16 protein-coding genes and 7 pseudogenes are annotated in these 26,615 nt (G+C 58.9%); 10 read left to right on the top strand and 13 right to left on the bottom strand.

Going from position 1 to position 26,615, the window contains the following annotated elements:
* The first annotated feature begins 166 nt into the window (after positions 1 to 166).
* Positions 167 to 1,218 (top strand): annotated as a pseudogene (locus CIT25_RS28180) (IS110 family RNA-guided transposase).
* Between the two features lie 519 nt (positions 1,219 to 1,737).
* On the opposite strand, the pseudogene CIT25_RS28175 reads toward CIT25_RS28180, so the two are convergent.
* Together CIT25_RS28175 and CIT25_RS28170 are read right to left on the bottom strand one after the other, a co-directional pair.
* Positions 1,738 to 2,001: pseudogene (locus CIT25_RS28175) on the bottom strand (transposase); the annotation flags it as partial.
* A gap of 189 nt (positions 2,002 to 2,190) precedes the next feature.
* Positions 2,191 to 3,211 (bottom strand): annotated as a pseudogene (locus tag CIT25_RS28170) (IS110 family RNA-guided transposase).
* Positions 3,212 to 3,816: 605 nt separating this feature from the next.
* Here CIT25_RS28170 and CIT25_RS28165 point away from each other — a divergent pair.
* The 4 genes from CIT25_RS28165 (at position 3,817) to CIT25_RS28150 (ending at position 9,606) form a co-directional block, all read left to right on the top strand.
* Positions 3,817 to 5,355 (top strand): VirE2 family protein, encoded by a 1,539-nt coding sequence (locus tag CIT25_RS28165; protein WP_206073005.1) that lies wholly within the window; start codon positions 3,817 to 3,819, stop codon positions 5,353 to 5,355.
* A gap of 110 nt (positions 5,356 to 5,465) precedes the next feature.
* The gene (locus tag CIT25_RS28160) at positions 5,466 to 6,926 is read left to right on the top strand and encodes an effector protein (RefSeq protein ID WP_095488488.1); all 1,461 of its coding nucleotides are present in this window, start codon (positions 5,466 to 5,468) and stop codon (positions 6,924 to 6,926) included.
* 7 nt (positions 6,927 to 6,933) lie between these two features.
* Positions 6,934 to 9,045: a type IV secretion system ATPase VirD4 gene (gene virD4, locus CIT25_RS28155; RefSeq protein WP_095488487.1), complete on the top strand. Its 2,112-nt coding sequence runs from the start codon at positions 6,934 to 6,936 to the stop codon at positions 9,043 to 9,045.
* 279 nt (positions 9,046 to 9,324) lie between these two features.
* The gene (locus tag CIT25_RS28150; protein ID WP_245330019.1) at positions 9,325 to 9,606 is read left to right on the top strand and encodes a tyrosine-type recombinase/integrase; all 282 of its coding nucleotides are present in this window, start codon (positions 9,325 to 9,327) and stop codon (positions 9,604 to 9,606) included.
* A gap of 305 nt (positions 9,607 to 9,911) precedes the next feature.
* Here CIT25_RS28150 and CIT25_RS28145 read toward each other — a convergent pair whose 3' ends face one another.
* The 3 genes from CIT25_RS28145 to CIT25_RS37770 all read right to left on the bottom strand — a co-directional run bounded on the left by CIT25_RS28145 (position 9,912) and on the right by CIT25_RS37770 (position 11,651).
* Entirely contained in the window at positions 9,912 to 10,289 is a 378-nt protein-coding gene (locus tag CIT25_RS28145; protein ID WP_245330018.1) for a site-specific integrase, read from the bottom strand.
* Positions 10,290 to 10,452: 163 nt separating this feature from the next.
* Positions 10,453 to 11,352: a site-specific integrase gene (locus CIT25_RS28135; RefSeq protein WP_245330017.1), complete on the bottom strand. Its 900-nt coding sequence runs from the start codon at positions 11,350 to 11,352 to the stop codon at positions 10,453 to 10,455.
* A complete protein-coding gene (locus tag CIT25_RS37770; protein ID WP_245330016.1) occupies positions 11,331 to 11,651 on the bottom strand; it encodes a hypothetical protein in 321 nt (106 codons plus the stop codon). Before CIT25_RS37770 ends, CIT25_RS28135 begins: the two co-directional genes overlap by 22 nt.
* Positions 11,652 to 11,950: 299 nt before the next feature.
* Here CIT25_RS37770 and CIT25_RS28130 point away from each other — a divergent pair.
* The 3 genes and pseudogenes from CIT25_RS28130 to CIT25_RS28120 all read left to right on the top strand — a co-directional run bounded on the left by CIT25_RS28130 (position 11,951) and on the right by CIT25_RS28120 (position 15,863).
* Positions 11,951 to 12,831: pseudogene (locus tag CIT25_RS28130) on the top strand (tyrosine-type recombinase/integrase).
* Positions 12,832 to 13,134: 303 nt separating this feature from the next.
* Positions 13,135 to 14,684 (top strand): annotated as a pseudogene (locus CIT25_RS28125) (ISL3 family transposase).
* A gap of 18 nt (positions 14,685 to 14,702) precedes the next feature.
* The gene (locus tag CIT25_RS28120; protein ID WP_158302663.1) at positions 14,703 to 15,863 is read left to right on the top strand and encodes an EscU/YscU/HrcU family type III secretion system export apparatus switch protein; all 1,161 of its coding nucleotides are present in this window, start codon (positions 14,703 to 14,705) and stop codon (positions 15,861 to 15,863) included.
* Positions 15,864 to 15,935: 72 nt separating this feature from the next.
* On the opposite strand, the gene CIT25_RS28115 is transcribed toward CIT25_RS28120, so the two are convergent.
* Together CIT25_RS28115 and CIT25_RS28110 are read right to left on the bottom strand one after the other, a co-directional pair.
* Positions 15,936 to 16,733, bottom strand: coding sequence for a hypothetical protein (locus tag CIT25_RS28115; RefSeq protein ID WP_095488484.1), 798 nt, complete (start codon positions 16,731 to 16,733; stop codon positions 15,936 to 15,938).
* A gap of 3 nt (positions 16,734 to 16,736) precedes the next feature.
* A complete protein-coding gene (locus CIT25_RS28110; protein ID WP_095488483.1) occupies positions 16,737 to 17,555 on the bottom strand; it encodes a hypothetical protein in 819 nt (272 codons plus the stop codon).
* Positions 17,556 to 18,346: 791 nt separating this feature from the next.
* Here CIT25_RS28110 and CIT25_RS37210 point away from each other — a divergent pair.
* Positions 18,347 to 18,520, top strand: a complete 174-nt coding sequence (locus CIT25_RS37210; RefSeq protein ID WP_189367590.1) for a hypothetical protein — start codon at positions 18,347 to 18,349, stop codon at positions 18,518 to 18,520.
* Between the two features lie 2 nt (positions 18,521 to 18,522).
* Here the strand turns inward: CIT25_RS37210 and CIT25_RS28105 are convergent.
* A pseudogene (locus CIT25_RS28105) lies at positions 18,523 to 18,801 on the bottom strand (DDE-type integrase/transposase/recombinase); the annotation flags it as partial.
* Positions 18,802 to 18,902: 101 nt separating this feature from the next.
* Here CIT25_RS28105 and CIT25_RS28100 point away from each other — a divergent pair.
* Positions 18,903 to 19,934: an IS110 family RNA-guided transposase gene (locus CIT25_RS28100; RefSeq protein WP_095488482.1), complete on the top strand. Its 1,032-nt coding sequence runs from the start codon at positions 18,903 to 18,905 to the stop codon at positions 19,932 to 19,934.
* A 952-nt stretch (positions 19,935 to 20,886) separates the two neighbouring features.
* Here the strand turns inward: CIT25_RS28100 and CIT25_RS28090 are convergent.
* The 5 genes and pseudogenes from CIT25_RS28090 to CIT25_RS28070 form a co-directional block, all read right to left on the bottom strand.
* A complete protein-coding gene (locus CIT25_RS28090) occupies positions 20,887 to 21,762 on the bottom strand; it encodes a hypothetical protein (RefSeq protein ID WP_095488480.1) in 876 nt (291 codons plus the stop codon).
* A 133-nt stretch (positions 21,763 to 21,895) separates the two neighbouring features.
* Entirely contained in the window at positions 21,896 to 22,630 is a 735-nt protein-coding gene (locus CIT25_RS28085; protein ID WP_095488479.1) for a helix-turn-helix domain-containing protein, read from the bottom strand.
* 244 nt (positions 22,631 to 22,874) lie between these two features.
* A complete protein-coding gene (locus tag CIT25_RS28080; protein ID WP_189367592.1) occupies positions 22,875 to 23,828 on the bottom strand; it encodes a LysR family transcriptional regulator in 954 nt (317 codons plus the stop codon).
* 486 nt (positions 23,829 to 24,314) lie between these two features.
* Positions 24,315 to 25,739, bottom strand: a complete 1,425-nt coding sequence (locus CIT25_RS28075) for an alpha,alpha-trehalose-phosphate synthase (UDP-forming) (RefSeq protein ID WP_245330015.1) — start codon at positions 25,737 to 25,739, stop codon at positions 24,315 to 24,317.
* Between the two features lie 310 nt (positions 25,740 to 26,049).
* Positions 26,050 to 26,340, bottom strand: a pseudogene (locus tag CIT25_RS28070) (integrase core domain-containing protein); the annotation flags it as partial.
* Between the last annotated feature and the right edge of the window lie 275 nt (positions 26,341 to 26,615).

The raw sequence follows: 26,615 nt of genomic DNA, 5'->3' as shown, positions 1-26,615 counted from the left end.
ATGCGGCAACAGCCGATGGCTTTACACGCCCGCCGTTCGCTCATCCCGAAGCCTTCCTTCAGGCGAGCGACAGCTTTCCGCCTGGCCGCGGGCGTCACCATTAATGGGATGGTCCGCCCCGTCCTCCCGCAGCATCATCTGGGCAGTCACAACAAAGGAGGTTGCAATGTCCCCACGCAATGCGCCGCGCCCTGCGGCCGTCTATGGTGTCGATATCGGCAAGAACATCTTCCACGTCGTCGGCTTGGATAGCGGCGGCGAGCCCGTCCAGCGAGTTCGCTTCCGACGCGATACGTTGATGAAGTTCTTTGAGCGGGCAGCGCCTGCAATCGTCGGGATGGAATCGTGCGCTGGATCGCAATGGATCGCCAGGAGGCTTCAGGCACTGGGGCACAAGGTTCGCCTGATCCCAGCGCAGTTCGTGAAGCCCTACGTCAAGTCGAACAAGAGCGACATCATCGATGCCGAAGCTATCGCTGAAGCCGCCACGCGGCCGACGATGCGATTTGCGGCGATCAAGAGCGAGGAGCAAGCCGACCTCCAAGCCGTGCATCGGGTGCGCGACCAGATGATCGGCACGCGAACCCGTCTGATCAACCAGATGCGAGCATTCTGCCTGGAATACGGCATCGCATTGAGACAGGGCGCCGGACTGTTCAAGCTCGACTTGCCACTGGTTCTCGATGACCTTTCGAATGACCTCTCGCCGGCAATGCGCAAACTGCTCGTGGACCTGTTCGCCGATCTGCGCCAGTTGGAGCAGCGCATCAACGACGTGACGAGGGAAATCGCAGCGATCGCAGACCGAGAAGATGTTGCCCGCCGGCTCATGACGATCCCCGGAATCGGAGCATTGGGAGCGACCGCGCTACTGGCGGCCGTCGGCACGGGATGCCAGTTCCAGAAGGCTCGCGACCTGGCCGCATGGCTGGGGCTGGTCCCTCGAGAATACTCGACCGGAGGCAAGCAGAAGCTACTCGGTATCAGCAAGCGCGGGAACCGCTACGTTCGCAAGCTGCTCGTTCATGGCGCGCGATCATGCTTCCGTCACCTGGATCGAAACCGGGATCGCCTGGGAAGCTGGCTTGATGGGTTGCAGAGCCGGATGCACCCGAACAAAGCTGTTGTCGCACTCGCCGCCAAGATGGCGCGCATTGTCTGGGTTGTCCTGACCAAGCCGGGAGCACTCTACGAACGCAGGACCCTGCTTTCGCCTGACGCTCCGGCTCGATTGCAAGGCTCGGGAATAGTGATGACGAAACAGTGGATCAGCATGCCGTAAGCCCTGTGCAAAAAAGCGGGCTTCGTGCCCGAACCATTTATTGGGAACGGCGTGCGCGGATCTCATCATGGCCTGGCTGCAACAGCAGTCCACTCGCGAGAGGCCGGATACATTTATGCAACTGGAACCGTCATCGGCGATGTCGCGAACCCTTGCACGGACGGGGCGGACCATACATTTATTGGGAACGGCGTGCGCGGATCTCATCATGGCCTGGCTGCAACAGCAGTCCACTCGCGAGAGGCCGGATACATTTATGCAACTGGAACCGTCATCGGCGATGTCGCGAACCCTTGCACGGACGGGGCGGACCATACATTTATTGGGAACGGCGTGCGCGGATCTCATCATGGCCTGGCTGCAACAGCAGTCCACTCGCGAGAGGCCGGATACATTTATGCAACTGGAACCGTCATCGGCGATGTCGCGAACCCTTGCACGGACGGGGCGGACCATACATTCTTTCCCACAAGATCCTTCAACGCGGCATTGTCGAGCATGGCGTCGGCCAGAAGCGGCTTCAGGCGCGTGTTCTCGTCCTCCAGAGCCTTCAGTCGCCGAGCCTCGGAGACATCCATCCCGCCGAAGCGGGCCTTCCAGTTGTAGATCGAGGCGTCGCTGACCCCGCGCTTGCGGCACAGATCGGCAACCGATACCCCGGCCTCATGTTCCTTCAAAATTCCGATGATCTGCTTCTGTATTCGGTGTCCTCCAGTCAAGACGTGGCGTTCGATGCAGGTTCTTTGCTTCTGTTCGCGGTCGGCACGCAGCCGCCGGCATGATGGTGTCCGTGGGTCCGATCGGTTCAAAGCTCTTCAGCGTGCTCGGGAACCGGCGACGACAGATCATGCGAACTCGTCCGGATCGCGCCCTGCATCGAGCGCTCGCTATTCCGTGGACAGCTCAGCCTAAGCTGCTGACCAACGGAAATCCTGTTCGTCAACCCACATGCGGTGAAGGGGTGACTGCCATTCGTCTGGCCAGGGCGACCTTCGCACGTCGGGCACCCTGTCGATTGGCAATCTTCATTGCCCAGGCCTTCATGCTCGACCATCGGGTCGTCGGGCGCAGGATGACGTTGGCCGCCTCGAACAAGGCCGTTCGCGTCTCACTGTCACCCACTTTGGTAATGCGACCGATCCTGTCGACTTCTCCAGACTGGTATCTTCGCGGTGTGAGGCCGAGATACGCACCGACCGACCTGGATCGGCGGAAGCGCTTGGGATCATCGATCGTTGCCCTGTAGGTGAGCGCGGTGACGGGTCCTATGCCAGGCATGGTCATGAGGCGACGGCAGATGGGATCCACTCGAACCGCTCTCAGGACGAGCCGGTGCAGATCCGCCAGGTTCTCGCGCAGACACCTGTGCATCCGCAAGAGCGGTTCAAAGATACCCAGCAACAGCCGATTCGCTCCGACCAGCTGTCGGACCCTTGCCTCGAAACGAACGCGCGTGACGGCGCCAATCTTTAGCCCCAGGGGACGCGACAAGCCTCGGATGACCTGCTCGTTGGCAGTGACCGCCCTGACGGCAGCCTTGCGCGCGGCGGTGAGCGTGCGCAGCCTCTGGCCGGCAGCGGACTTCAGATGAACTGCCTTGAACCAACCTGTGCGCACAATCTGTGCAATTCCCTGCGCATCATTCCGGTCCGTCTTCACCGTCATCGCGCCCAGAGCCGCTTTGACATGTCGACTCTCGAGACACACGACAGGGAAGCCCTCGTCGACCAGGTGCCCGCCGATCCACTCCGATGTCGCACCGGCTTCTAAGCCAACGCGAACTAGATCGTCCCGCCATCGCTGAAGTGCAGCCGTCACAGCATCCGGGTCACCGAGCACCTTCCCCTGCCACAGCATCTCGCCGGTCTCGGCGATAACGCAAATAGCTACCGCGTCGAGTGAAGTATCCAGTCCTGCATAAACGCTCATGCCAATCTCCTCTGCCAAGTCGGCTCTGAGCATCAGACAAACGTCATGATCCGAAAAGGGCCAGACGTTCAGGGAGCTGAACCGAATACCCCATCTCTTCAGAGAAGCGGCTGCGTTTCATGTCCTGGTCCTCTCGATGGGCCAGAACGAACTTCAAACCGGATTAGATCAGAGGGGCAAGGTCAGGCGGTGCTGCCCGCGTGCTTCAACGGAAACTCCGACAAGTGCGTCCAGCCCAGCCTTGGCACTTCAAAACGGCATTCCTGATTTTTCAGACGTAACACACTTTAGGTTGACCATTCAAAGTACATGCTCAATCCTATTGAAAATAGATAGACGGAAGACAGATGCGCAACGCGAAAGGTAACGCTTTACCCATGAAGCTAACATCATCAAAGCCACGCACTAGAAGCGGCGAATTGCCTGCGGAGATGAATAATACAAGTACGAATTCGGACGAATACCCTCCTATGGACAATCCGGAATTGTTCATGGCTGATCGAGAGCGCCGCCTTATCGCAATGAAAAGAGCAGTTAAGGCCCGGGATGAAAACAAAACAACATAACGTGACATACATGCAATAAGATGCGGAAGGATTGTTTCTGTGGGCGACAACGACGAAATGGAGGCCGAGGTCGACGCCTCTGCTCAACGACTGGCAGCTCTTAAGCTGGCAACCCGTCTGCGTGCAAAGGCCGCTAGGCTCCCATCGGACGAGAGTATGTTGATTGGAGTTCAAGACGTTAAACTTGCAAAGTACGGCATTCATGTAGTGCCCGTGGATCCGGAGGCTTCAGAGGACGATCCAGAGAAAAACGTTTATACCTTCTTCAAGGGAACAGAATTTCAGGCTCTTAACGGGATAGGTGGCAAAACAGCTAAAGAGATTGATAACGAGCTTGTTTACATAAGGTACAACGACAACTATTATACTAAGAACGGCCTATGGCGCGCCATAACAGCTCCCGACGGTCGATATACAACAAAAGACTATAAGGACTATGAGTTCAGGAACATAACAACATCACTAGGGCTCACCGCAGAGCGCGACAACGAGCTCTACCAAAGCGGCGAAGGCATTAAGAAAGATCAAAACGGCAAAACGGTATTCAAGGACGGAAGGCCGGAAAAGGTTCCAGTCTATAAACTGGAGGGCGAGGAGCAGATCTATAAAACCCCAGCCGGGAATAGAAGGCGCGACTTTGCTCATAAGAATCCCTACGCAAGCGGCGAGCAAGCACCTGACATCCTGCATCGAAGGACGGACGGCAAGATAAAGGGATTTTCGCGGCTTCCGAATGATGATTACGAGCAGTTTACCGCTTGGGAATTGGAGGCCGAACTCGGGGGCCAGATTTGGCTAAAGTCGAAACTTCACGGCTACCAAACCATCGACTGTATCGAGAGCACGCTGGGTGAAGATCAAGCCACCTACCGTTTGCGGGACTATGTCGGTGAAAACCGAGGCTATAACCGGAATACGCATCGTGCCTACGTAAAGATTGACACGACGTACTTTCCGATCAGCGAGGTTGTAAAGGAACTACCCACCGACCCTGCCGCGAGGGCCGTCCAGCAAAATCCCTCCATGGATGCGATGGAGCACCGGATGATCATCAGAATGCCTGAGGGCAATACGTTCGCCACGGCGGATTTTGTTGCGAGTCGGTATCCGGAATACTTCAACGAGGTTTGCAACGAGTGCGGGATCAACCCGCAATGGGGTAAATTCAAGCCTGACTGGGATAGGATGCTCGATAAATATGCCTCCGATTCTCGTGTCCTTGTGGAGGTAGATGGGTCCCTTATTGAAGGTGATTCGATTGAGCTTCCAGATGGTTCATCCATAATGGAAACCTACAATCCAGATAAGATCTTCTACGCAGATGACGGAAAAACCAATAGAGGCGGAATATATACGAAACCGTCATTTACGTCTCTAGCTCACACACTGCAGAGATCTACTCAGCAGAAGAACGAGGGTAAACAAGTGGATATTCCGAATTGCGTAACTGACAGCCTCCTGCGGCGTCGCGGGCCCGACTTCGGCGAAGTCATAGACATGGCGAGCCCGCAGCCTCCGCCAGGCAGCAGGTATGAGGCGCGTCACGATAGAATACGTGACGCCGTCAACAGCCGTTGAACTCGGGCAATCCTCATGGGCCGGCTCAGGCGCTGTTGAGAATGAGCCGGGCAAATTCTTCTCCCTTTGTGTCGCTGGCAGTCGACATTCCTTGAAGGAAGGTAACGTACATGGTAGATATTGGAAAGAAGCCGGTTAAATTGCGGGATCCACTCTATAAGCAAGCACGCGCAGCCAAGCGTGAAGAAGAGCAGCGTTCTCGAGCGCTGGAGACGGCACAACAGGCGCGCGGAATACAGCGTGAGCTTGAGCGACCAAGCAAGCAAAAGCGATATGCCAAAGAGATGGACATCTTTGACAATGTCGAAGAGGGCTATCGCGGAGAGGTCGGCTATAAGTTGCTAGGCAACAAGAGGCTGAGAATCCACAAGAGTGGCGAGCGCACCCGCAAGAGTGGCATTGTCAATAGGACGACGGAAGTCCTAAAACGCGACGCCGACTCAGGAAGTGTTTACATCGGCCGACTTGAGAGGGAGGGTTGGCGGAAAAAGAAGAGTTACGAGTTTGACGCTAAGGGTGACCTTCACTCTCTAAGCCGCGAGCGCAACGACGGGAGTTTCCGCGAACGATGGGAACGCGATGAAACCGGCAATCTGATCCGCACAAGCTACTTCACGAACCGTTTGCGGGACGGTAGGATTTTCCGCGCCATTTCAGAGGAAATGAGTGCCCCGTACCAAAGTGGTCCCGACAACAAGAAATATCGCATCCTGACCCGCAGGAAAGGCTCCAAAACAGAGGTTTTCGAAAGGGACGAGGATGGTAATCTTGAACTGGTAGGACGTAAGACGAGTGGATTTCGGAAATATTCGACAAAATCCAGAGATGGGAAAACCAAAGAGACGGAGATAAAGAGTCTCTTCGGTAGCAAGTCGTACAAATCTCTCTTGGATGTTCATGGAAACGAGGTGGGCCGTAACATTATATTACATCGAAAGTTGCTGAACAAAAGGTCGGCTACATTTGATGATAAGACAAATCAGCTAACCGGGGCCAAGCATACGTTTGGCAAAATATACAAAAGCGAGACTAGGTATTTTTCCAATGGTACGAAGGTCGTATCAAAAAAAATTCTTGGATTGAAGCTTAGGACGGACCTGAAAAACCTCACCAGCGACGAGAGTAAGGCTCGCGAAATGGGCGCCGAAGAAGCATCCCACCATAAAGAAGCGTGGAAGAATGTCGTGGTCACGCCAAAACTGCCGTCTCACAGCATGACGGTGCAACTCGGGTGCGCAGTAGCGCAACCTGAAGGCAATGGTGATCTGATCAAGGCAAAGGCCACTCGCGAAACAACAAGACTCGGGAGTCGGATTGTCGCTACTGCGAGAGCCGAGCATACCGCAAGCAACGGTACGGACGAAAATGCGTCATCGAAGGAAAGTTCCAACGACAACCTCACAAGAATTAGGATGGTTGTAGAGCGAGCCCAGGTAGAGCCGCAGGCCTCGAATAGCGAATCATCCAATGACAGGCGAATGGCTATGATTGAAGCAGCGAAACGCCGTGATGAAGCAGCCGAGAGAGCAGGCCTCGAAACGCGCACTGTAGCCTGTATTGGACGGGGATAATTGAGCCGTGGACTCACGCCAGAAGACGGGTACGGTTCTGCTCGGTGGGGCGTTCTCGCTGGTCGCGGGCCTGTTCCTAGCGAGCGCCTATGCCAACTTCCAACATGGCGTCACGTCCCAAGCTATCCAGGGCTTCGACATCCTTGCTTTCTGGTACGAAACGCCCTTCTACAACGGCGATGTGAGGCCAGTGTTCTACCATGGATTACTGATCACCGGCTTCACCGTCGCCGTCACTTTGTTCATTCTGGCTATCGTCGTGTTCAAGCCACAGCACCATGGCACAGCCCGCTGGGCCCGCTTCAGCGAAATGAAAAAGGCCGGTTATATCATGTCCTACCAAAGGGTTTCTGGACCGATCTTCGGTAAGACAATAGGTCCGCGCTTGCCCGGGCAATATCTAAGTAATGGTGAGCAGCCACATAGCCTGGTGGTGGCGCCGACTCGCGCCGGGAAGGGCGTCGGTGTTGTTATTCCCACACTGCTGACCTTCAACGGCTCGGTGCTGGCGCTCGACGTCAAGGGGGAGTTGTTCGAACTAACCTCTCGCGCGCGAAAAGCCCGTGGTGACCGAATCTTCAAGTTCGCCCCGATGGACCGGGCCGCCCGCACACACAGCTACAATCCAGTCCTCGACATAGTCTCGATGCCGCCGGAGCGGCAATTCAGCGAAGCACGACGTCTTGCTCACAACCTGATCGCGCCCAAGGGCAAGGGGTCGGAAGGCTTTATCGACGGCGCACGCGATCTTTTCGTCGCCGGCATTCTGGCTTGCATCGAGCGCGGCACGCCATCGATCGGCGCGGTTTATGACCTGTTCACGCTGCCAGGAGAAAAGTACAAGCTTTTCGCTCAACTGGCAGAGGAGTGCCAGAGCTCAGAGGCGCGGCGCATCTTCGACAACATGGCCGGTAACGACACCAAGATTCTTACCTCCTACACTTCTGTGCTGAGCGACGGCGGCCTCAACCTTTGGGCGGACCCGCTGATCAAGGCAGCGACCACGACATCCGACTTCTCTATCTATGATCTGCGCCGCGACCCGACGACAATCTATCTTTGCGTAAGCCCGAACGACCTTGAGGTGATCGCGCCGCTAGTTCGCCTTTTCTTCCAACAGGTCGTGTCGGTAATGCAGCGGACCATGCCAACCAAGGATGAGATATTCGAGGTCCTGTTTCTGCTCGACGAGTTCAAGCATCTCGGCAAGCTGGAGGCAGTCGAGACGGCCGTCACCACCATTGCCGGCTACAAGGGCCGATTCATGTTCATCATCCAGAGCCTGTCGGCCTTGACGGGTGCCTATGAACAGTCGGGCAAGGAAAATTTCCTCAGCAACACCGGCGTGCAGGTCTTCATGGCAACGGCCGACGACGAGACGCCGGCCTATATTTCAAAGTCAATCGGCGACTATACCTTCCGGGCAAAGTCGAAGTCCTTCAGCCAGAGCCGTATGTTGGACGCCAACATCCAGTTCTCGGAGCAGGGAGCCAACCTGCTACGACCGGAACAGGTCCGCCTTATCGATGAGAACAGCGAGATCGTTCTCATAAAGGGGCGGCCGCCAATGCTCATTCATAAGGTGAAATATTACTCGGACCGCACCCTGAGCCGCATCTTCGAGAGCCAGACCGGCCCTTTGCCGGAGCCGGAGCCGATCGGACACTGCGGAGCGCCCCCTGAGCCCCCGCCGCCATTCGCGCACGAGCGGCACCAGGCAGGCGACGCTGGCGGCGCGGCCGATCATGCTTTCGGAGTGGGCCAAGCGAATCATTTCGCTACGGATGACGTCGATGTCGGTCAGGCCGAAAAATATTACGATGTCGCCGACCACTGTTCGGAAGAGTACCGGCTCGAGCACAGGGCAGACGAAGCAGCCTTGGACGAGAGGTCCAAACATAGGCTGGTACATGAGTCTATAGACAAGCAATGGGTGGAGAAGGAAGGCGAAGATGATGGCCTTAAGGGTGTTCAAGCCCCTCCGGCGGCCCAGCCTGTGCCGGAGCCGGAAGAAGACCACGCCCTGAGCCCCCAGCGCGAGCTACTTGATCGGATCATCGCCTTGCAGGAGCGCAACATCGGCCATAGTTCATGCGAGAACGGTGCCCAAACGCGATGAGTCATCGTTAATCAACTCGAAAACTCGAATACAAATGATTTGCGCCTCGTTGATCCGGCGTTTGTAAGTTCGTTATGTTCACGTCCTGCGGTGCTCCCCGTCTTTGGATCAGCGCGGGCCGGAAATTCCGGGAATATTGCTCCGATGCCATTCTTTGGACCGCCGGAAGGTGGAGTTTCCGGGCCAACGATGTCGGGTGTAGTAACAACATTTCACAGGAGAGCCGGAGAGCCGGCGAAATGGTTCTATTCCAATTGTCGGATAACAACTGCGGTCACGGTGCTGCGTGCCTGGCTTGCCGAGCAACGCGGACGGAGCGCCGATGCTGCCTTCCCGACGATAAACGGCACGTCATTGAGTCACGACGCACTTCAATACCTGCTGAACAAGCACCTCGCCGTCGCACGTCGCCACTGCCCATCGCAGGCCAGCAAGCACGTAACGCCGCATGTCCTGAGGCATACCCTGGCAATGGACCTGCTCCAGCACGGCGTCGACCGCTCGGTCATTGCTCTGTGGCTGGGCCACGAGTCGGTCGAAACCACCCCCATCTATCTTTAGGCCGACATGAAGCTCAAGGAGCAAGCTCTGGCGAAGACGACGCGTCCGACATCCGGTTGGGCCGCTACAAGCCACGACCATCTCCTTGCATTCCTGAAGAGCCTCTGATTATGCCGACTCAACAGCCACAGATCGCCCGCACTCTTTGGCCTCCCGGCCGTCACTCGGAATAATCCGGCACTCGGAGTTGTGCCGTAGATCATGCACGTGAGCCGGCGTTCCTCCTGGCGGGATCGCGATGTCCAGCTGATCGGACAGCGAGCGGAAGATGATGCTGATCATGCCCGGGTTCACAGGCCGACCTTTCATGAAAGAAAACAGCGGTGTGTCGGCCGCAACCGAAACCAGGTGCCGCGATCGCAGCGCCATGAACGCATAAAGTCGCTGTGCCAGTTGCGGTCCCATGGGAATGAGCCTCGACTTGAAAACTTCGTCTCGCGAATGGTGAGGACATCACGATTGCGATCGACATCCCGCCAGCGCAGGCGCGCAACCTCGCCGACGCGCAGACCAAGCCCGAACAGCAGGCTGAAGATGGCGGCATAGGCGGGACCGCGAAGCGGAGCGTTGTTCCGATCCGCGAGTTCGGCGTAAGCGCCAACCTGACCCCATGTTTCGCGATCCGGTGAAGGCCGCAACACTCTCGTGATGATTCTCGCGGGAGGTTTGTTTGCAGTCTGCATCCAAGTCCAGACACGGAACGTTTGCAGTCATCGAGCTGAGCGCGCCCAACGTAGCGGACGAAAGCCCGCAACGTGCCGGCTTGCTTGCTGAAGGCGTAGCCGAGGGAGTGGCGCAACTCGATGTACCGCTCGGCCTTCTCGCCGAGGAATCGGGCGAAGACGGTCATGCGACGCCTCCCGGAAAGGGGAGTGCGACCTCGGCGAGCTGCGAGGTCGCGACCTTTACGTACAGCGCCGTTGTATTGATGCTCTGGTGCCCGAGAAGATCGGCGACCTCGTTGATCGGCCTTCGCTGCCTGACAAGCTGGGTGGCAAGGCTGTGGCGCAGAAGATGCGCACCTCCGACCCGCCCGAGTTCGATCCCGCCATGCCGCAACCGCTTCCGTACGATCCTCGAAACAGGCGACGCGCACTTGAACGGTCCCAAGGGCGGCGTGAAGGACAGGAATAGATACGGACTATCCACCTTCGGTCGCGCGCGCAGGATGTAGTCGGCGAGCGCGGCGCCGGTCTCCTCGAGGAGCGGCGCCACGCGATCACGCTTGCCCTTGGTGCGCCGGACAAAAACCTCGCCAGCTCGCCAGTCGATATCCTGCAGCTGAATGGCGCGGAGCTCGCCGTTGCGAATGCCGGTGGTGGCGAGTAGCAGCAGGACGGCTCGATCGCGGATGTCGACCGGCGTGGTTGCGCCGATCGCATCGATTGCGCGCCGAACGTCATCCCATGCAAGGCGCGGTGGCAAATGCGCCAAACGCCAATGAGGCGTCCTTGGGACGACGCCGGCGAGATCCTGGTCATGGTGGCCAGCCCAACACAAAAACCGAAGAAATGTTCGGATGTGAGAAGTCGCTGCCGTGCGGGTGCCGGAGGTCGCCGATAGCGACAGCCGATGCTCGACGGCAGCGAGGACGTGCTCAGCCGTCAACGCCTCGAGGTTTTGACCGGGATGATGATGGCGGAACCAATCCAGAAAGCGGCGGCCGCCCAGTAGAACGCCTTCGCGGGTCTTCGAGGTCAGAAGCGGAGTATCCGGATCATCATCTACCCTGGGAGCGGAAGCCATGAAGCGCTCCGGAGCCACTCGCCGTGCATGTCCCAGCGCCGATGCTGCCCAATACGTGGAGAATCTGTAGTAAACGTGCATAGATAGCTGTCGACGACATCTTGATGGATCGGCATCCGACCACAGCGCGTTGCGGCAAACTGGCTAAAGCGCCCGATCCGGCTCAAGTAAATCTTGGCGGACGCTCGCTTGTAACCAAGGGCGAAAAAATGCTCCGCGAGGCGATCCATCTCGCCACCGAGTGAACCGCTACGCAGGCGCTTGAGCACCCCACAATAGGAAAAATAGAACTCGAGCATTCTGCCCCTCCGGTGTTGTGGCACAGGGGAATCCCGCGCCATGAGAGAGGCATGAAATATTATGTGGCGGAGGCAAGCTGGGTTTGGCCGGCTCGAAAGGGGTCAGGGCGGCTCCGCCACATAATCATCGGGTGCGCATAATCACGGTTGGACTAACCCGCTCTGCAAGGAGGGTGAGTGCCGACAGCGTGATCTGATTGCGTCGTCTGGCGCGCTGGTCATGTGTCCACAACAAGCTCCGACTGCGTCAGCATGGAGTGGCTGCTTGCAGCCTATTCCATCCGACAAAGGAGCTTGTCATGACCCAACTTCGCCAGCACATGAGCGAGGACATGGAGGTGCGCAACCTCGCGCTCAACGCCCAACTCTCCTATCTTCAGCAGGTGTCGCTGTTTGCGCGTCACTTCGGCAAGTCGCCGGACTTGCTCGGGCGCGAGGATATTCGGACCTATCAGGTCTATCTGACCAACGAGAAGAAGCTGTCGCCTGGTTCGATCCACACAGCAATTGCGGCGCTGCGCTTTCTCTACAAGGTGACGCTCGAGAGGGATTGGGCGCCTGAAGAGGTCCTGCCGCTTCCCAAGAAGCCGCAGAAGCTGCCGATCATCCTCAGTGCCGAGGAAGTTCAGCGGTTCCTCGGCTGCGTCCTCGACGTCAAACACCACGCCATCCTGACCACTTGCTATGCCGCCGGCTTGCGCACCTCGGAAGCGGTTCAGCTAAAGCCCACGGGCATCGACAGCCAGAGAATGGTCATCCGCGTCGAGCAGGGCAAAGGCCAGAAGGACCGCTACGTGATGCTGTCGCCCAAGCTGCTGGAGATCGTGCGTGACTATTGGAAGCTGCGGCGGCCAAAGGCGTGGCTCTTCCCCGGCGACCGGGCCGACCAGCCGATCACCAGGGGTGCGGTGGGACAGGCCTGCGCGAAAGCGTGCGACCTCTCCGGATTGTCCAAACCGGTCACGCCGCACAGTTTGCGGCACGCCTTCGCGGTCCATCTGTTGGAGGCCGGCGCCGACGTGCGCACCATTCAACTGCTGCTCGGTCACCGCAGCTCGCGACCACCGCCCATTACCTGCGGATCGCCACCAACAAGGTCTGCGCCACATCGAGCCCCTTCGAGCTCTTACCGCGTCCGGCGCCCACCGTGCCGCCGGCCGCCAAGCCTCAGTACTTCTGAGCTCGCGCCGATGGCCCGCTCGGGGCCGGAAGTGCCGGATATCTTCCGCTACTCGGCGAAGCCTATGGCGAGCAGCATGACGCGTCGCTGTCGACCGACGCCAGCCAGTTGCAGTTTTTCTCTGGCCTGCAGCATCTGAGCGAGCGCGACGCCTTCCGGCGTTATTTGGCGCCGCTACGAAAGGCTGTGTGTGTCAATGACCGTGGAATCGGGACCCCGCATTTTCGCGCAAAAGGGGGTCAGACTCAATCTCGCTGCATGTGCAGGGTGATGTCGCGCAATTTTCGAGAGGGAATCAGCGCGATGGAACAGAGATTTGGGTCGACGAGACTGGCGCCGGCGGGGTTGCTCGTCGAGCATGCCGAAATCAACACGGATTGTGTATTTCTTGACGTGCGCGCTACGGCGCTTTCGGCAACGTGCCCGTGCTGCGGGACGAGTTCACGCCGGACCCAGAGCCGATATATGCGGCAAGCCGCCGATCTGCCCATCGCTGGCCGGCGGGTGGTCTTGCGGGTAACGGTTCGCCGTTTCTGGTGCGACGCCGTTCTTTGCCGCCGCCGCATTTTTGCCGAACGGTTTGGCGCCTTGGGCCGTTGTCGCGAAGAACCGGACGCCTTGAGACCATCGTTCACCACTTGGGACTGGCGCTGGGCGGCAGGCCTGCAGCCGCCTTTGCCGATCGCCTGATGATGCCGGTGAGCAATGATACCCTGTTGCGTGTCGTGCGCCGGCGGACCGAACAGCCGCGCGATAAGCTCGCCATCATCGGCATCGACGACTTCGCGTTCCGGCGCGGCCAACGATACGGAACGATTGTCTGCGATCTTGAGCGCCGCAGGCCAGTGACATTGCTGCCTGATCGCGAACAGGCGACATCGCAGGCTTGGCTGGCGAACCATCCTTCCATTATGACTGTCGCTCGCGATCGGGGTGGCGGATACGGCGAGGCGATCGCTAAGGCCTTGCCTCATGCCGATCAGGTGGCCGACCGCTGGCATCTGATGGAAAACGCCAGCCGCGCTTTCCTTGATGCAGTCAGCAAGTCCATGCGGCAGATCCGAAAGACCGTCGGCAGCACCATCATCGATCCGAAGCTTTTCACCTATGCCGAACGGCTGCAATATGAAGGATATCTGCGTCGCCAGGAGACAAACGAGGCCATTCTGGAATTGTCGAAGCAGGGTGTGCCGATCAAGCAGATCGTCAAACGTACCGGACATAGCCGCAAGCTCGTCCGCAGCGTCCTGCGCGGTCAGCGCTCCGACATGTTCCGCGTCCGGCAGAGTTCGCTCGAGGAATGGCTTCCCTGGCTTGACGGCCGCTGGGACCAAGGCGCGCGCAATGCTTCGGCGCTCTGGCGCGAAATGCGCAAGAAAGGCTTTCGTGGCCAGATCGGCGTCGTCTCTGAATGGGCGCGGCGCAGACGCCTTGCTGAAAGGGCCGATCAAAGCGCACTTGCCCGCACGCCTTCGGCACGAAGCATCGCCAGGCTCATGACGCTGGCGCGTGACGACCTGTCCAAATCGGACGCTGTACTGATCGCGGCAATCGAGAGCAATGTTCCTGACCTCGTCACCGCGCGAACGCTGATCGACGACTTTCAGCAGATGATCCGATCAAAGGCGGTCGCAAAACTGAGCGCTTGGCTCGAGGGCGCGAAAGCAAGCCTCGTCGGCTCCTTTGCAAACGGGGTCGAGAAGGACATCGCCGCAGTGCGCAACGCCATTATCTCTCCGTGGTCGAATGGCCAGACCGAAGGCCAGATCACCAAGCTCAAACTCATCAAGCGGCAAATGTACGGCCGCGCCAAGATTGATCTGCTCCAGGCGCGCCTCGTCGGTGCAACTTAGGCTGTGGCCGCAGCGAGAGTGCGTCAGAGCCCTCATTCCACGAAAAATCACAACCTGATTGTCGCCGTCACGTTCGTCACCGAAGTCGGCGACGCCAGCCGGTTCGAAAGCCCGCGTCAGCTTTGGGATATCTCGGTCTGGTTCCCGGCGAGCGCTCAACCGGGGGAGACAGTCCGGCGCGGCGGCATCACAAAGGCAGACAACGGGCGGGTTCGCCACATGTTGGTCGAGAGCGCCTGGACCTATCGACATCCGCCCAAGGTCGGGAAGGCGAAGCTATACCGATTGGAGCAGGCGTCACCGAAGGTGTGTGAGATCGCCTGGAAGGCGCAGTCCCGCCTGACAGCCCGCTACCGCATGCTGAGCGCTCGAGGCAAACGGACAACGGTCGTCTGCACCGCGATCGCCCGTGAACTGGTCGGCTTCATGTGGGCAGTCGCAAGGAAGGCGCGCGGGTCTGACGGGCATTCCCCTGCCGTGGTCCCGCCTCCGCCCATGCGCGTCGCGCCCAACTTCACGCGGCTCGATCCGATCAAGGGCCTGAAGCGGTTCTTCGAGATCAAGGCGCTGTCCGAACTCCTGAAATCGCTGATCAAGGTGGCGATCGTCGGCGGCAGCGGGGTCCTGATCGGGATGTTTCTCTTCAATACGGCGATCTGGGCGCCGCTTTGCGGGGACGCCTGCGTCCTGCGGACCGGCCTGCATCTCTTCGGTGCCATCACCCTGATCGGATGCGCGACGCTGATCCTGGCCGGTTTCGTGGATCTCGGCATCAGCCGTGCTCTGTTCCGCCACGACCAGCGCATGACGCAGACCGAATTCAAGCGCGAACAGAAGGAGGAGTTCGGCAGTCCGGAGCTGAGGAAGGGCCGCAAGAGCTTCGCGCACGATCTCGGCGACATGCCGCCGCAGGATCTGTCGAGCGAGGCGGAGCCGACCTTCTGGCTGGATTCCGGCACCCGGCTCGTCGGGCTCTACTACGGCGCCGGCATGACCTCCGCGCCGGTGGTCCTTGCCCTGCTCGAGGGCGCGGCCCGGACGCAGCGCGTCCGAGCCGGATTTTGCGTTCCGATCATGACGCAGTCGCCGCTCGCGGACGAGGTTTTCGACGCCGCCGTTCCCGGCCGCTACATCCAGCTCCGCTTCTTCGAGCGCGTCGTTCAGGCCATGGCCGCGTAGGTCTTGGCACCTGCAAGGTCATGGCAGGTCCGGTGGCGCGCCGGACCCAGCATCGGCGCTCCGAGGGCGCGCTCAGTTTGGATGTCCTGGACCCGGCTTTGGATTGTAGTTTGGATAATCGACGTGAATGTTGCGTCCGGACCCAAAAAGTCGGGTCAGAGACCCGTTCACATCGTTCCAGACGGCTGCATTCTGCCTGGACCTTGCAATTTCGCCCTTGAACGTGTCGTAGAAGACAAGGGCTAGAGCGACGATATCGGAAAGACCGGCCGTAACTTCGCCGATGGCGGCAAGTCCCACGCGTTCGAGAACGAGGCTCGGACCCTTCCATTCGTAGCGGGCGGCCAAGCGGGCGGCCGCGCTATCGTAATCGTAGGCGCTCATCGGTACAGCCCGGCTGATCGCGGAGAAAGCGGACTTCAATGGGCCGAAAGCGTCGAGCCTGGATACGCCCGCGAAATACATGGCCCCTTCCGCAAATGACGCGGCGGAGCCGAGCGCGCCGGAAACTCCCGCGATGGCGCCCAAGGTGGCGCTGGCAGGGTCCCCGTTCTTGACGCTTTTCACCAAGCCCATGAAGCTGGCGACGGCACCTCCCAGCCCTCCCAAAAGCGAGCCCACCCCGCCGAGATTGGCGCCGCTAAAACGGCCTGTATCCTTTGGTAGCCCAGCATAGGCCGGTCCCATCTTACTGGCGCTATCGAAGCCCAGCCCCGCGACAACCATGCATTGGAACGCCAATGCCGCCCGATCGAAGTCGGATACTGGTTTCCCGGCAAGCACCTTCAGCGCGACGGCTCCGCCGCTCGTCACCATGTTGGCAAGGTGGAAAAGACCCTTACTGTAGGCGTCCCGAATCCCTGCCGGCACTTGTTAGCATTCGACCGACGAGATCTTCGCCTTGTCGAGGGCTTCGCTGTATTTGAGGCCCTTGCGGACGTATCCGAGAGTCGCGTTGACGAGCGCGCCGAGATCCGCACGAACTTTGGCGTCGCTTTGATGCGTGTCCTGGGCCAGCGAGCGAATGCCCGGATCGGCCGTCATGTCCAGCGAGCCGAGCCCCTTATTGTAGTCCATCCCATAATGCGCCTGCATCTGGGTCGCGGTCAGCCGATCGATATGGTTCGGCGACATGAAGCCATCGATGAAATGTCCCAGCGCGTCGGCGGCTCCTTGCGAATAATACTTCAGATCCGCAGGCGTCATCATGCTCTGCAGCAGCCCGTACTCGCGCATATGCAGCCGAACGGCGTCGCCTGCCTTGACGCCATGCGCCGTCGCGGTCTTAAGAATGCCTCCGTCCACGACATCGGACTTCATGGTTTCGAGAAGCATCTGCCGGATCGGGGGCGTGTCGTAGATCTTCTGCGCCATGGCCGGAGCGAAGGTGTTTCGCATCCAGCTTTGAATGGCAGGGTCGTTCTGTAACCGATCGATCCGCATATGGAACGATCGTAAGGTCTCCTTGTCGTTCGTGAAGACCGCCTTCGGACTCTTCTGCGCGACCTCTTCCTTGAGCCCGACATAGCGTCCGAGGCTCGACTGGAGATCGTAGAGGTAACGAACCTTTTGTGCCGGCGTCAGATTGACGCCCTTGCTCCACAAGCAATCGGGATTAGACTCGAAGTGGTTGTCGATCCGACCGATCTGCTCAAGCAGGACCTCGTTCTGAAGTCCGTCGACCTCTTTCATGAGCCCGTCCCATTTAGGGGAAAGCGCCGAGAGCGGTGGCAGAGGGCCGTTCGTCGTCAATGGAAGAGGCGCGATCGGCCCGCGCCCGAAGGGGTCCCTCGGGTTCGGTCGGCCAGGCCCCACCGGACCCTTCATGCCCGGCTGCGGATGCGGCCTCATGGACGGTGGGTATTGAAACGCCCGGGCATGGCCGCGGGGGTGGGGCGCCGCGGAGTCATGCCCCTTGTGCCACCCCGGCCAGTTCGGCGGGGGCATGTGATTGCGACCCCATTTCGCGCCGTCGACCCCGGCCGCCTCGGCGCCCTGGGGCGTCACGGCCAGCGCGGTGGAGCGATCGTGGTGACCGGGAAGCGCCCGATCGTCCGTCTTCGATACACCGAGCTGAAGCGCGGAGCCGGAAGGGACGTCGGTCCCGCCGTGCCCGACCGAAAGCTGGGTCCGACCCGGCATGTCCGTGTTGGCGTCGCCCGAATGTTGTCCAGCGCCGCTGGACCCCTCCTTAGAGTCGCGGCCGTGAAGGCTCGCCCGCTCGCCCGCCGATCTCGGCTTCGCCGCCTCACCCGAATGCGGCGGAGACTGCGGGGAAGCCGCTGTCGCGGACGAGCTGTCCGCCGACTGCCGGCTCTTTCCCTTAGCCGTGGAAAGCGAGGATTCGAAAGCCTTCTGCGATGTCGGGGAGCACGTGTCCGAGGTTCGCGGTGTCGTCGTCAGAATGTTGCTCATCAGGGCTCCGATGCTGAACACAGTATTGGCTCCTCCCGACCAAGTTCAAACTGAAACCGAGAACAGCCATGACGGTGTTCGGGGCGATTTCGACTCTGCATCGAGGCCTAACAGTCCTGCGCAGCCAAGGCGAGCCCGCCTGGCCGCCACTTGCGCTGTTTGAGGCGATGCTGCTGTCGATCTGGTACGACGGCGATGTCACGTTGTCTGCATATACACGCGTTGAGACCTGCGGCCGCTGATGTCAGCTGACCATGGCCACGGCTTTCCATTCCGCCATGGCCTGCAGGCGGTGAATTTGTGTCGCGAGAGCGCCGCGTTTTGAGCGAGGCGGGACGAAGAGATTGCGCAGAGCCGAGAAGATCGAAACGAAGCGTTGCAGTGCTCCTGGTGATCGGAAGCCTTGCATCATACGCTCCCGTTTTCGCAGCGGCACATGTGCATTCTCCGCCCGGTTGTTCAATCCCTTATGCGACCGATGCTCAACGTCCGGCATCACCTGTCGCCTGGCTGCTCCATAGGCCTAATCGGCCCGAAGCTGATGAGGTGGAACGGCCCTTCTCAAACGGCATCAAGTGCCTAACGTGGTCGTGTTGAAACGCCACAAAGAAGAAGGACCGCTCCATGAAGAAGATTACCACAGTCGGGCTCGATCTGGCCAAATCCGTTTTTCAGGTTCATGGCATAGCCGAAGAAGGAGACGTGATCGTACGTCGCGCACTGCGTCGATCGCAGGTGCTGGACTTCTTTCGCACATTGCAGCCTTGTCTCGTAGGGATGGAGGCCTGTGGCAGCGCGCATTATTGGGCTCGGGAAATTCAGGCCCTGGGTCATACGGTTCGGATGATGCCACCCGCATACGTGAAGGCCTATGTCAAACGCAACAAAACTGACGCCGCTGACGCCGAAGCTATTTGCGAGGCAGTCACCCGGCCAACCATGCGCTACGTACCGGCAAAAACGCAGGACGAGCAGGCTGCGGGAATGGTGCTCAAAACACGAGATTTGCTCATCCGTCAGCGCACTCAAGCAATCAATGCCTTGAGAGCTCATCTTGCCGAACTGGGCATTGTCAGGGCGACCGGTCTGGTCGGAATCGTCAGCCTTGCCGCCATAGTACGCGACGACAGTGACCTGAGATTGCCGGGTGCAGCGCGAATGGCTTTGGAAGAGCTCGTCGAGCAAATCGAGACCGTGACGGCACGCATTGAAAGGCTCGATCGAAAAATCCTTGAGGCGGTAAGAAAAGATGACAGCGCCCGACGCCTGACGGCGATTCCCGGTGTGGGGCCGATCATTGCCGCGACCGTCCGGGCAGTAGTCCCTGATCCTGCCGGCTTTAAAACCGGTCGGGACTTTGCTGCCTGGATTGGGTTGACACCACGCGCACATTCCAGCGGAGGAAAAGAACGGATCGGTTCGATCTCAAAGCGCGGAAACCAGCAACTGCGAACGCTGCTTGTCGCTGGAGCGACGTCGATCCTCAAGCTCGCTCGTCGTGGCCTCCAGCCATCACCATGGATAGCGGCCATGATGTTGCGCCGCCCGTTCAAGGTTGTCGCTGTCGCACTTGCAAATAAGATCGCGCGCATCATCTGGGCTCTTCTCGTTCGAGGGGATAACTTTAGAGGAGCGAAGATGATCGTCCAGGCTTAGGTATACGAGCTTTCTGGCCAGTCGGTCGGAGAGGCAGGCAAGGTGCCAATTGTGATGAACCCAACGGGACGACATCCCGAAGCAAATCAGACCGTAAAATCGCTAGCGCATTGAAGCGCGAGAAGCTGATTAGGCGATTTGCTCCGCGGATCTCATCGTGGCCATGGCTGAAAGGCCAGAAAACAGGCCGGACATATGACTGCACCGTCCTCATTGGGGAAATGTCGCAAAGAAAAACCTTGCCCAGCGGGCCGTTCCACATATGCGATTTTGGCCAAGTTGTGGAACGTTGCCGGAACGGATTGACCGGTATGGGTGAATTCACTCTTGGAATAGGAAGTGGATGTATGGGTTTGCGCGTTTCGTCCATCAGCGCGACCGTTCCGGGCGAAGCCGATCCGCAACACCGCCAAGAAAGGATTCCAGGAAGCGTTGCCGCTCGGAGCGCACTATCCGCTCCATCTCCTTGCGGCGCCAAGCTGCCAGATACGAAACCGCGTCGGAGACCGGGTCTCTCGGAAGCGCTTCCCGCAATCGACGGTGACATGAGAGCGGTGAAGTGGCGCCTGTGGCATGGGCGGGTCGATCGCGCGATCACCGATCTGGAGCAACTCTTGGAGAGGGTGAAGGCTTCGCAAGCAGATAGGTGGTCGCTCCACGGTGCTCACATGCTCATGCAGGTCAGGACGGCAGATCTCAACGGCGAGCTTCGCAATCGATTGCGGGCACCGTACCGACAGCCAGAGCCGAACGTGCCACCATTCAAGCCCAAGCCGCCTCTCCTTAGCGCCGCCTAACCCCAGAGAAGTTACCGGTCTCGGGGTGGGACTGATATACCGGCGCTCCTGCGCCAAGTCGCCATTGGTAGCGACCGAGATGCCACAACTTGCATTCACGGCTTCACCTGTATGAGCCGTGCGCCAGCGAAAAACATCGCGCCCGACCGCGCGGTTTAGACCTGGGGCGTGATGTCTTGTTGCGGGGTCGAGCCGCCGTTAAAGAAGTTCTTGGCCTTCTTGAATTGCTCGGTTGAGTTCTTATTCACGATCTCCTGCAAGTTTTTGTAATCGGGGCCGCCTCTGCGGATTCGGCGAGTCTGAAGGATGTTTGTAACCTCTCTATAGCTTATGTCGACGTTGACGTAATGTGTCGACGAGCAAGAGGATTTCAGTTCAAGGAAATACTGATTGAACTCGATTTGTCGCAGAACAATTGCTCCGTAGTCGTAATATCCGCCTGCCCCGTTATCGAGAAGGTAGCTTTGATAGGTGCATGTCAGAGCCTTGTACTGCTGCGCCTTGCTGTTGGCACTGAAGGTCAGGTTGCCCATCTCCGTGAGGAAGGACTGGAAATCCGTTAGCAGAGACGCCCCGTCAGTGACGATCGCCTTCGCGATCAAGGAGAGGAACGTGGCTGAAACGGAGGTGCCAGCAAGCTTGTTTGAGTAACCTTTCTGTTTTTGCCCTTCGATCGAAAGATTGGGAATGTTGCCCACAACATTCGTCCAGGTGTTGATATCAAGTTTTTTCTCATCAACGTTAGGAAAATGGGTATGCATGTAATCGTGAATGAGCCCTCCTATAGCCAGAAGGTTGTCCTGATTTTCATTCATGATGCCGCTGTACGCCGGGTCATCGGTCTTCTGACCAATGAGGTGAAACTGTACGGCTCCTTGACCGTTGGCGATCGTTCGGTCACTGGGGCGCGCAGCACCTGGCTGGGCCAAAACCAGGGGCTTGGCGCCGAAAAACGCGCTCGCCGACTCATAGTTCTTGTCCGAATAGCTCTGTTCATGCCCTTGAAAATTCGCTGCGACCGCGTTCAACATGCTTATCTTCCTTTTCTGAGCGTTGCTGTGAAAAGCCGCAAAGTGCCTGGAGTGCGTAAACGCTTGAGCATCAGGTGATCTTTGCGTGTCTTCACTGGCTGTATACTAGTTTTTTCCGATCCCCACCTTTGCGTCAGGCAGACCTTTCTCTGCGCGCCGCCATTTTGCGATAGCGGAGCGGCGAGAGCCCATGGATCGCCTTGAAGGCCGTGGAGAAATTGTTGCTGTTTTCGTAGCCTAAGGATTCAGCGACCTCGGCCACGCTTTCATGCCCGCTTCGCAAACGGGCGGCAGCCTCAATCATCCGATAGTGCCGGAACCAGGTCATAGGCCCGCAGCCAAAGGCAGCCTCGAAGCGGTTAACCAGCGTTGTCTTGTTGGTCCCGGCTATGCGCGCCAGTTCGCCGAGGGCGATCTGCTGATCGACTCGCTGTGCCAGCAGAGCGCAAGCCTTCTGAATGAGGGGGTCGGCTGAGAAGAATAGCGGTGCAGAACGCCGCGCGATCTGAGCGACGCAGGCAGTCAGTCTGCTCACAACTTCCTGCTCGATCAGTGGCCACAACAGGTAATCGGAATACCCGTCGGAGAAAACCGCCTCTCGGTCCAGCCTGTCTTCGGAAACCAGAGCTAGTTGCACCAGTTCGGAAGGGAGCTTCGCATGACCGTACCCATGTTGCTCCCATTCGCGGCAATCGATGATGACGATTTGCGCGCAGCGCCCCGGCCGCAACGAACGGTGCTCAAGAATATCGATCTGCCGCACTTCGTTGGGCAGAATGCCAAAGATCCGAGAACTCGCAATTTGTGCCAAACACTTACCTGCCAACGGGTCGGGGCCAAGATACGCGGCCAGAATCGATGCATGCACCTCGGTAACACCCTGATAACATGGCCTGCGAAGGCCTTGACGCGGCCGAACGGCGGTCGAAGAAGGTGGGTCTTGGTTTGTGTAGTTGGGTGGAAGTGTGAATACCTTCTTCACAGCAGATGCTCGCTCGACGTCGGCGCGCGTCGGTTTCACTGAGTTGGCAGCGGAACCAGCATCGTGTCCCGACGGACGAGGGGGTAATGAACCGGCTCGGTCCTGAGGATAGGGCCAGACTTCGATCGCATCACGCTTCTTCCCTTGGCGAAGCATCAGCCGTTTGCCCTCTCATTGTCGATGGATGCGCCAACTCTGTTCCCGCCGCCGCTGCAGCGGCAATCTTGTGGCGCAACCAGTGATGCTCTGGGTCGCGATGGCAGCGCTCGTGCCAAATTAGCCCAACCTCGTAAGGCGACAGTTCCACCGGGGGATCGAGAATCGCTAGGGGGAGCAAGGCGGCGATCCGTGTCGCGACGCGGTGTGGCACAATCAGCACCAGATCGGTCGCCGCGATGGCCACAGCAGTCGTCAGGAGATTGGACACCAGCACCGGATCGCGATCTTGGAGGTGTAAATTGGCCAGATCATCATGTACCCGGCCGAAGCCATCCTTCGAATCCGAGCCAATGGCGGCGTGGCGCAGGGCAGCGAAGGTCTCGATCGTCCATTCCTGCGCCAGGGCTGGGTGGTCGCAACGTAGCAGGCAGGCGAAGCGGTCAGTATAGAGCCTGCGCCGAAAGAAGCCCGGTGGCGTGCCACCGGTCTGCCCAACAGCCAGATCGATCTCGCCTTGCTCAAGCCGCCGGAGCGCGCCTGTTAGAAACGAGCCGGTTACGATGTCGAGATTAGGCGCGTGCTCGCGCAGGAGGGGTAGGAGAGGCGGCAGCAAGATCAGGGCTTGATGGTCGGGTATCGCCATTATTGTCTTTGATCGCCTTTCCCCCTGGCGGTTCACCATCCCGCGGAGCGCATCCAACACCGGCGGCAGCATTTGGGCCAACCGTTCGGCCTGCGGCGTCGGGACCAAGCCGCTCGAGCCGCGAACCAAAAGATCGTCCTTGAAAATGCCACGCAGCCGTGTCAACGCTCGGCTCATCGACGGTTGGCTCAAGCGCACGTGCCGAGCCGCATGCGTGACGTTGCGGTGCTCCAGCAGCGCCTCAAGAGACAACAGTAAGTTCAGGTCAATGGACGCCAGCATTTTCTGTTGCCGTGCGGCGCGAGCGCCCTCGACAACCAGTCGTGGCCGCTCACGCGTCTTTGAAGAAATCTGCCGACGGCAAGAGAGCTCACCCATGTCTTTTTCCTCTTGTTTTAATATGGAAGAATGTGCTCAAGCTAACGTCTTGAGATCTGGCGTGCGGTGTGGGTCGATGCTGCTTAGCACATCAACGATGTCGCCAACCGGGTTGGTCGACATATTCATACACGGTTGTCTCGATCAGCGAAGCGATGACAGTCGAATGCTCGACACCGACGGACCCGGCGACCAGAGCCCTTATTGCGGATCGGCTCAACTAGTTTGACGAGTGGGCGCAGCCGCGAGTTCTTCGCTTGCCAGCACAATCGGCTACAATCCAACTGTAGTTGGTCGGTTCATCGCCATCGGGCTTACCACAGCACATTAACCAAGCCTCGCCGCGGCGAGGCCGGGATGCTGCCCTGATTCACTTGGTCGCGATCAGCCTCATACTGGCAAGTCCGCCGCCTCGAGTTTGGCGAGAAAGCCGCTGCACCATCGATAGACATCGTGGCCTTTGAGACTGTTCTTCATTGCGCTCCAACGGTCTTTCCGTTCCTCTGGTGACATGCGAAATGCCTTTTCCGTGGAGGCCGCCACAGCCTCTGGGTCATAGGGATTGACGAGCACCGCTCCCTCCAACTGGCCAGCGGCGCCGGCAAATTGCGAGAGCACGAGGACGCCCGGATTGCTTGGGTCTTGCGCAGCCACGTATTCCTTCGCCACCAGGTTCATGCCGTCGCGGAGCGGCGTCACTAGACCAACGCGTGCCATTCGGTAGAGGCCGGCCAGTTCCAGCGGGCCATGGGAACGATTGGTGTAGTGTACTGGTACCCAATCGATGGTTCCAAGTTCCCCATTGACACTTCCCACCAGTTCGGCGATGTGCTTTTGCAGCGCTAGATAGGCCGGTATTTCCCCGCGGGATTTCGGGGTAATCTGCAGCAGTAGCGTCTTGCGGACGCGATGACTGTTACGATCAAGGAAATGGCGAAACGCCACGATGCGCTGATCGATGCCCTTGGAATAATCCAATCGGTCGACACCAATGGCGACGTCACAGCCAGCGGTCTTCTTGTAAACTTCCTGCAGATCCCCGTCGCGCGTCGCTAGCTTTGCGAGGCTCTCGAACTTGGCCGTGTCGATACCGATTGGAAAAACCCCGCAGCGAAACTGTCGCCCTTTGACTAGGCAGCTACCGTCTTTCATGAGACGCCCTAGGTTTCGGCGGCTTAGACATTCGGCGAAGTTGTTAAGATCGTCGTCGGTTTGAAAGCCGACAAGGTCATAGAACGAAAGCGCTTCCAGTAATTCTTCGCAGAGCGGCACGGTGGCGAGGATGTCCGCCGGCGGCCATGGTATGTGCAGGAAAAAGCCGATCCGGTTGCGGCAGCCGCGCTCGCGCAGTTCTTTCCCTAGAGGGATCAGGTGATAATCTTGCACCCATATGACGTCGTCCTCGCGGTGGAGCGGCATCAAAGATTCTGCGAAGAGTCGGTTGACGCGGTAGTATCCTGACTTTCTCGCGTCGTTGTATTCGGCGAGGTCGACACGGCAGTGGAAGACCGGCCAAAGAACCCTGTTGGCGAAGCCGTAGTAATATTCGTCCAGATCCTTCTCCGAGAGATCGGCAAGGGCATAGGTGATGCCGTTGGCCTCCTGCATCGTCGGTGACACCTGTTTCTTCTCGGCTTTCACCTTCCCCGACCAGCCCATCCAAAGGCCGCCTCGTTGCTTGAGCGCAGCGTTCAGCGCAATGGCCATTCCGCCCGGGGGCACTGACCCGTGCTCGTCGGGCAGCGCAACCCTGTTTGACACGATGACCAGTCTACGATCTCCACCGTCCCCACCGACACTCATAATGTTCTTCATGATCACTCCTGTTGCCCGCCAGCTTTTTGGCTTTGATCACAGCCAAGTTAGGGACGGTCATCAGGTGGGACAATCTCATTAGGCGTATGGCAGAATAGCGGATACAAATAGGCACTAAGCGGGGCAGGAACTGAGCTCCCAAAGCTTCGGTTTTGGATCATGTTTTTCCTGATTTAACTGAAAGCGTGGGCCGATTCCCTACGACCACTAGTGTGGCAGACCGGCGCCTCCGGGTTCGCGATGAGCGCATCATCCATCATCCTCCCAACGGTCCCAGAGCTTTGTCACCACGTGACGTTGCCCCCAGTTTCTATGCAGTTTTGAGTTCGTTTCCGGCGTGGGTTGTGCCCTGCTGGGCGGGTGAAGCGACGGGCGCTGGCGCGGAGCCTTTGGCATAGCGCAGCGCGAGCGACCGTCGCGGATTGAAGGTGGTGGCGAACTCGGCCGGGGTCTGCCAGGCGATTTGGGAGTGCGGCCGCGCGGTGTTGTAGTCGGCGCGACACAGGGCGATGGCGACGCGCGCCTGAGCCAGCGAAGTAAACAGCGTCTCGTTGAGCAGTTCATCGCGTAGTCGGCCGTTGAAGCTCTCGATGGAGCCATTATCCGGCATGTTGTTCTCGGTGCCATCGTTTGTTCGGTCGTCAGGTTTCGTTAAGCTTGGCGCATCCGGACCACGGGGCACCGGGAGCACGCAAGTGCGGGCAGCCCGTCGTATGCAGATGAACTGCGAGTTCGCGCACATTATCTGGCCGCCCCTACGACTCGCCCGGATGCGCTGCGAGCGCGGATCCGTATTTGTCGTGTTGCCCGCTGGGCTCCCTGTTCGTGACCAACGTTGGAGGGAACCGTGCGTATTATCGGCATGGACATACACCG

It is taken from the genome of Mesorhizobium mediterraneum, assembly GCF_002284565.1.
Classification (GTDB): domain Bacteria; phylum Pseudomonadota; class Alphaproteobacteria; order Rhizobiales; family Rhizobiaceae; genus Mesorhizobium; species Mesorhizobium mediterraneum.
The sequence above is the reverse complement of the archived record's forward strand: the minus strand, read 5'-3'. Positions and strand labels throughout refer to the sequence as shown.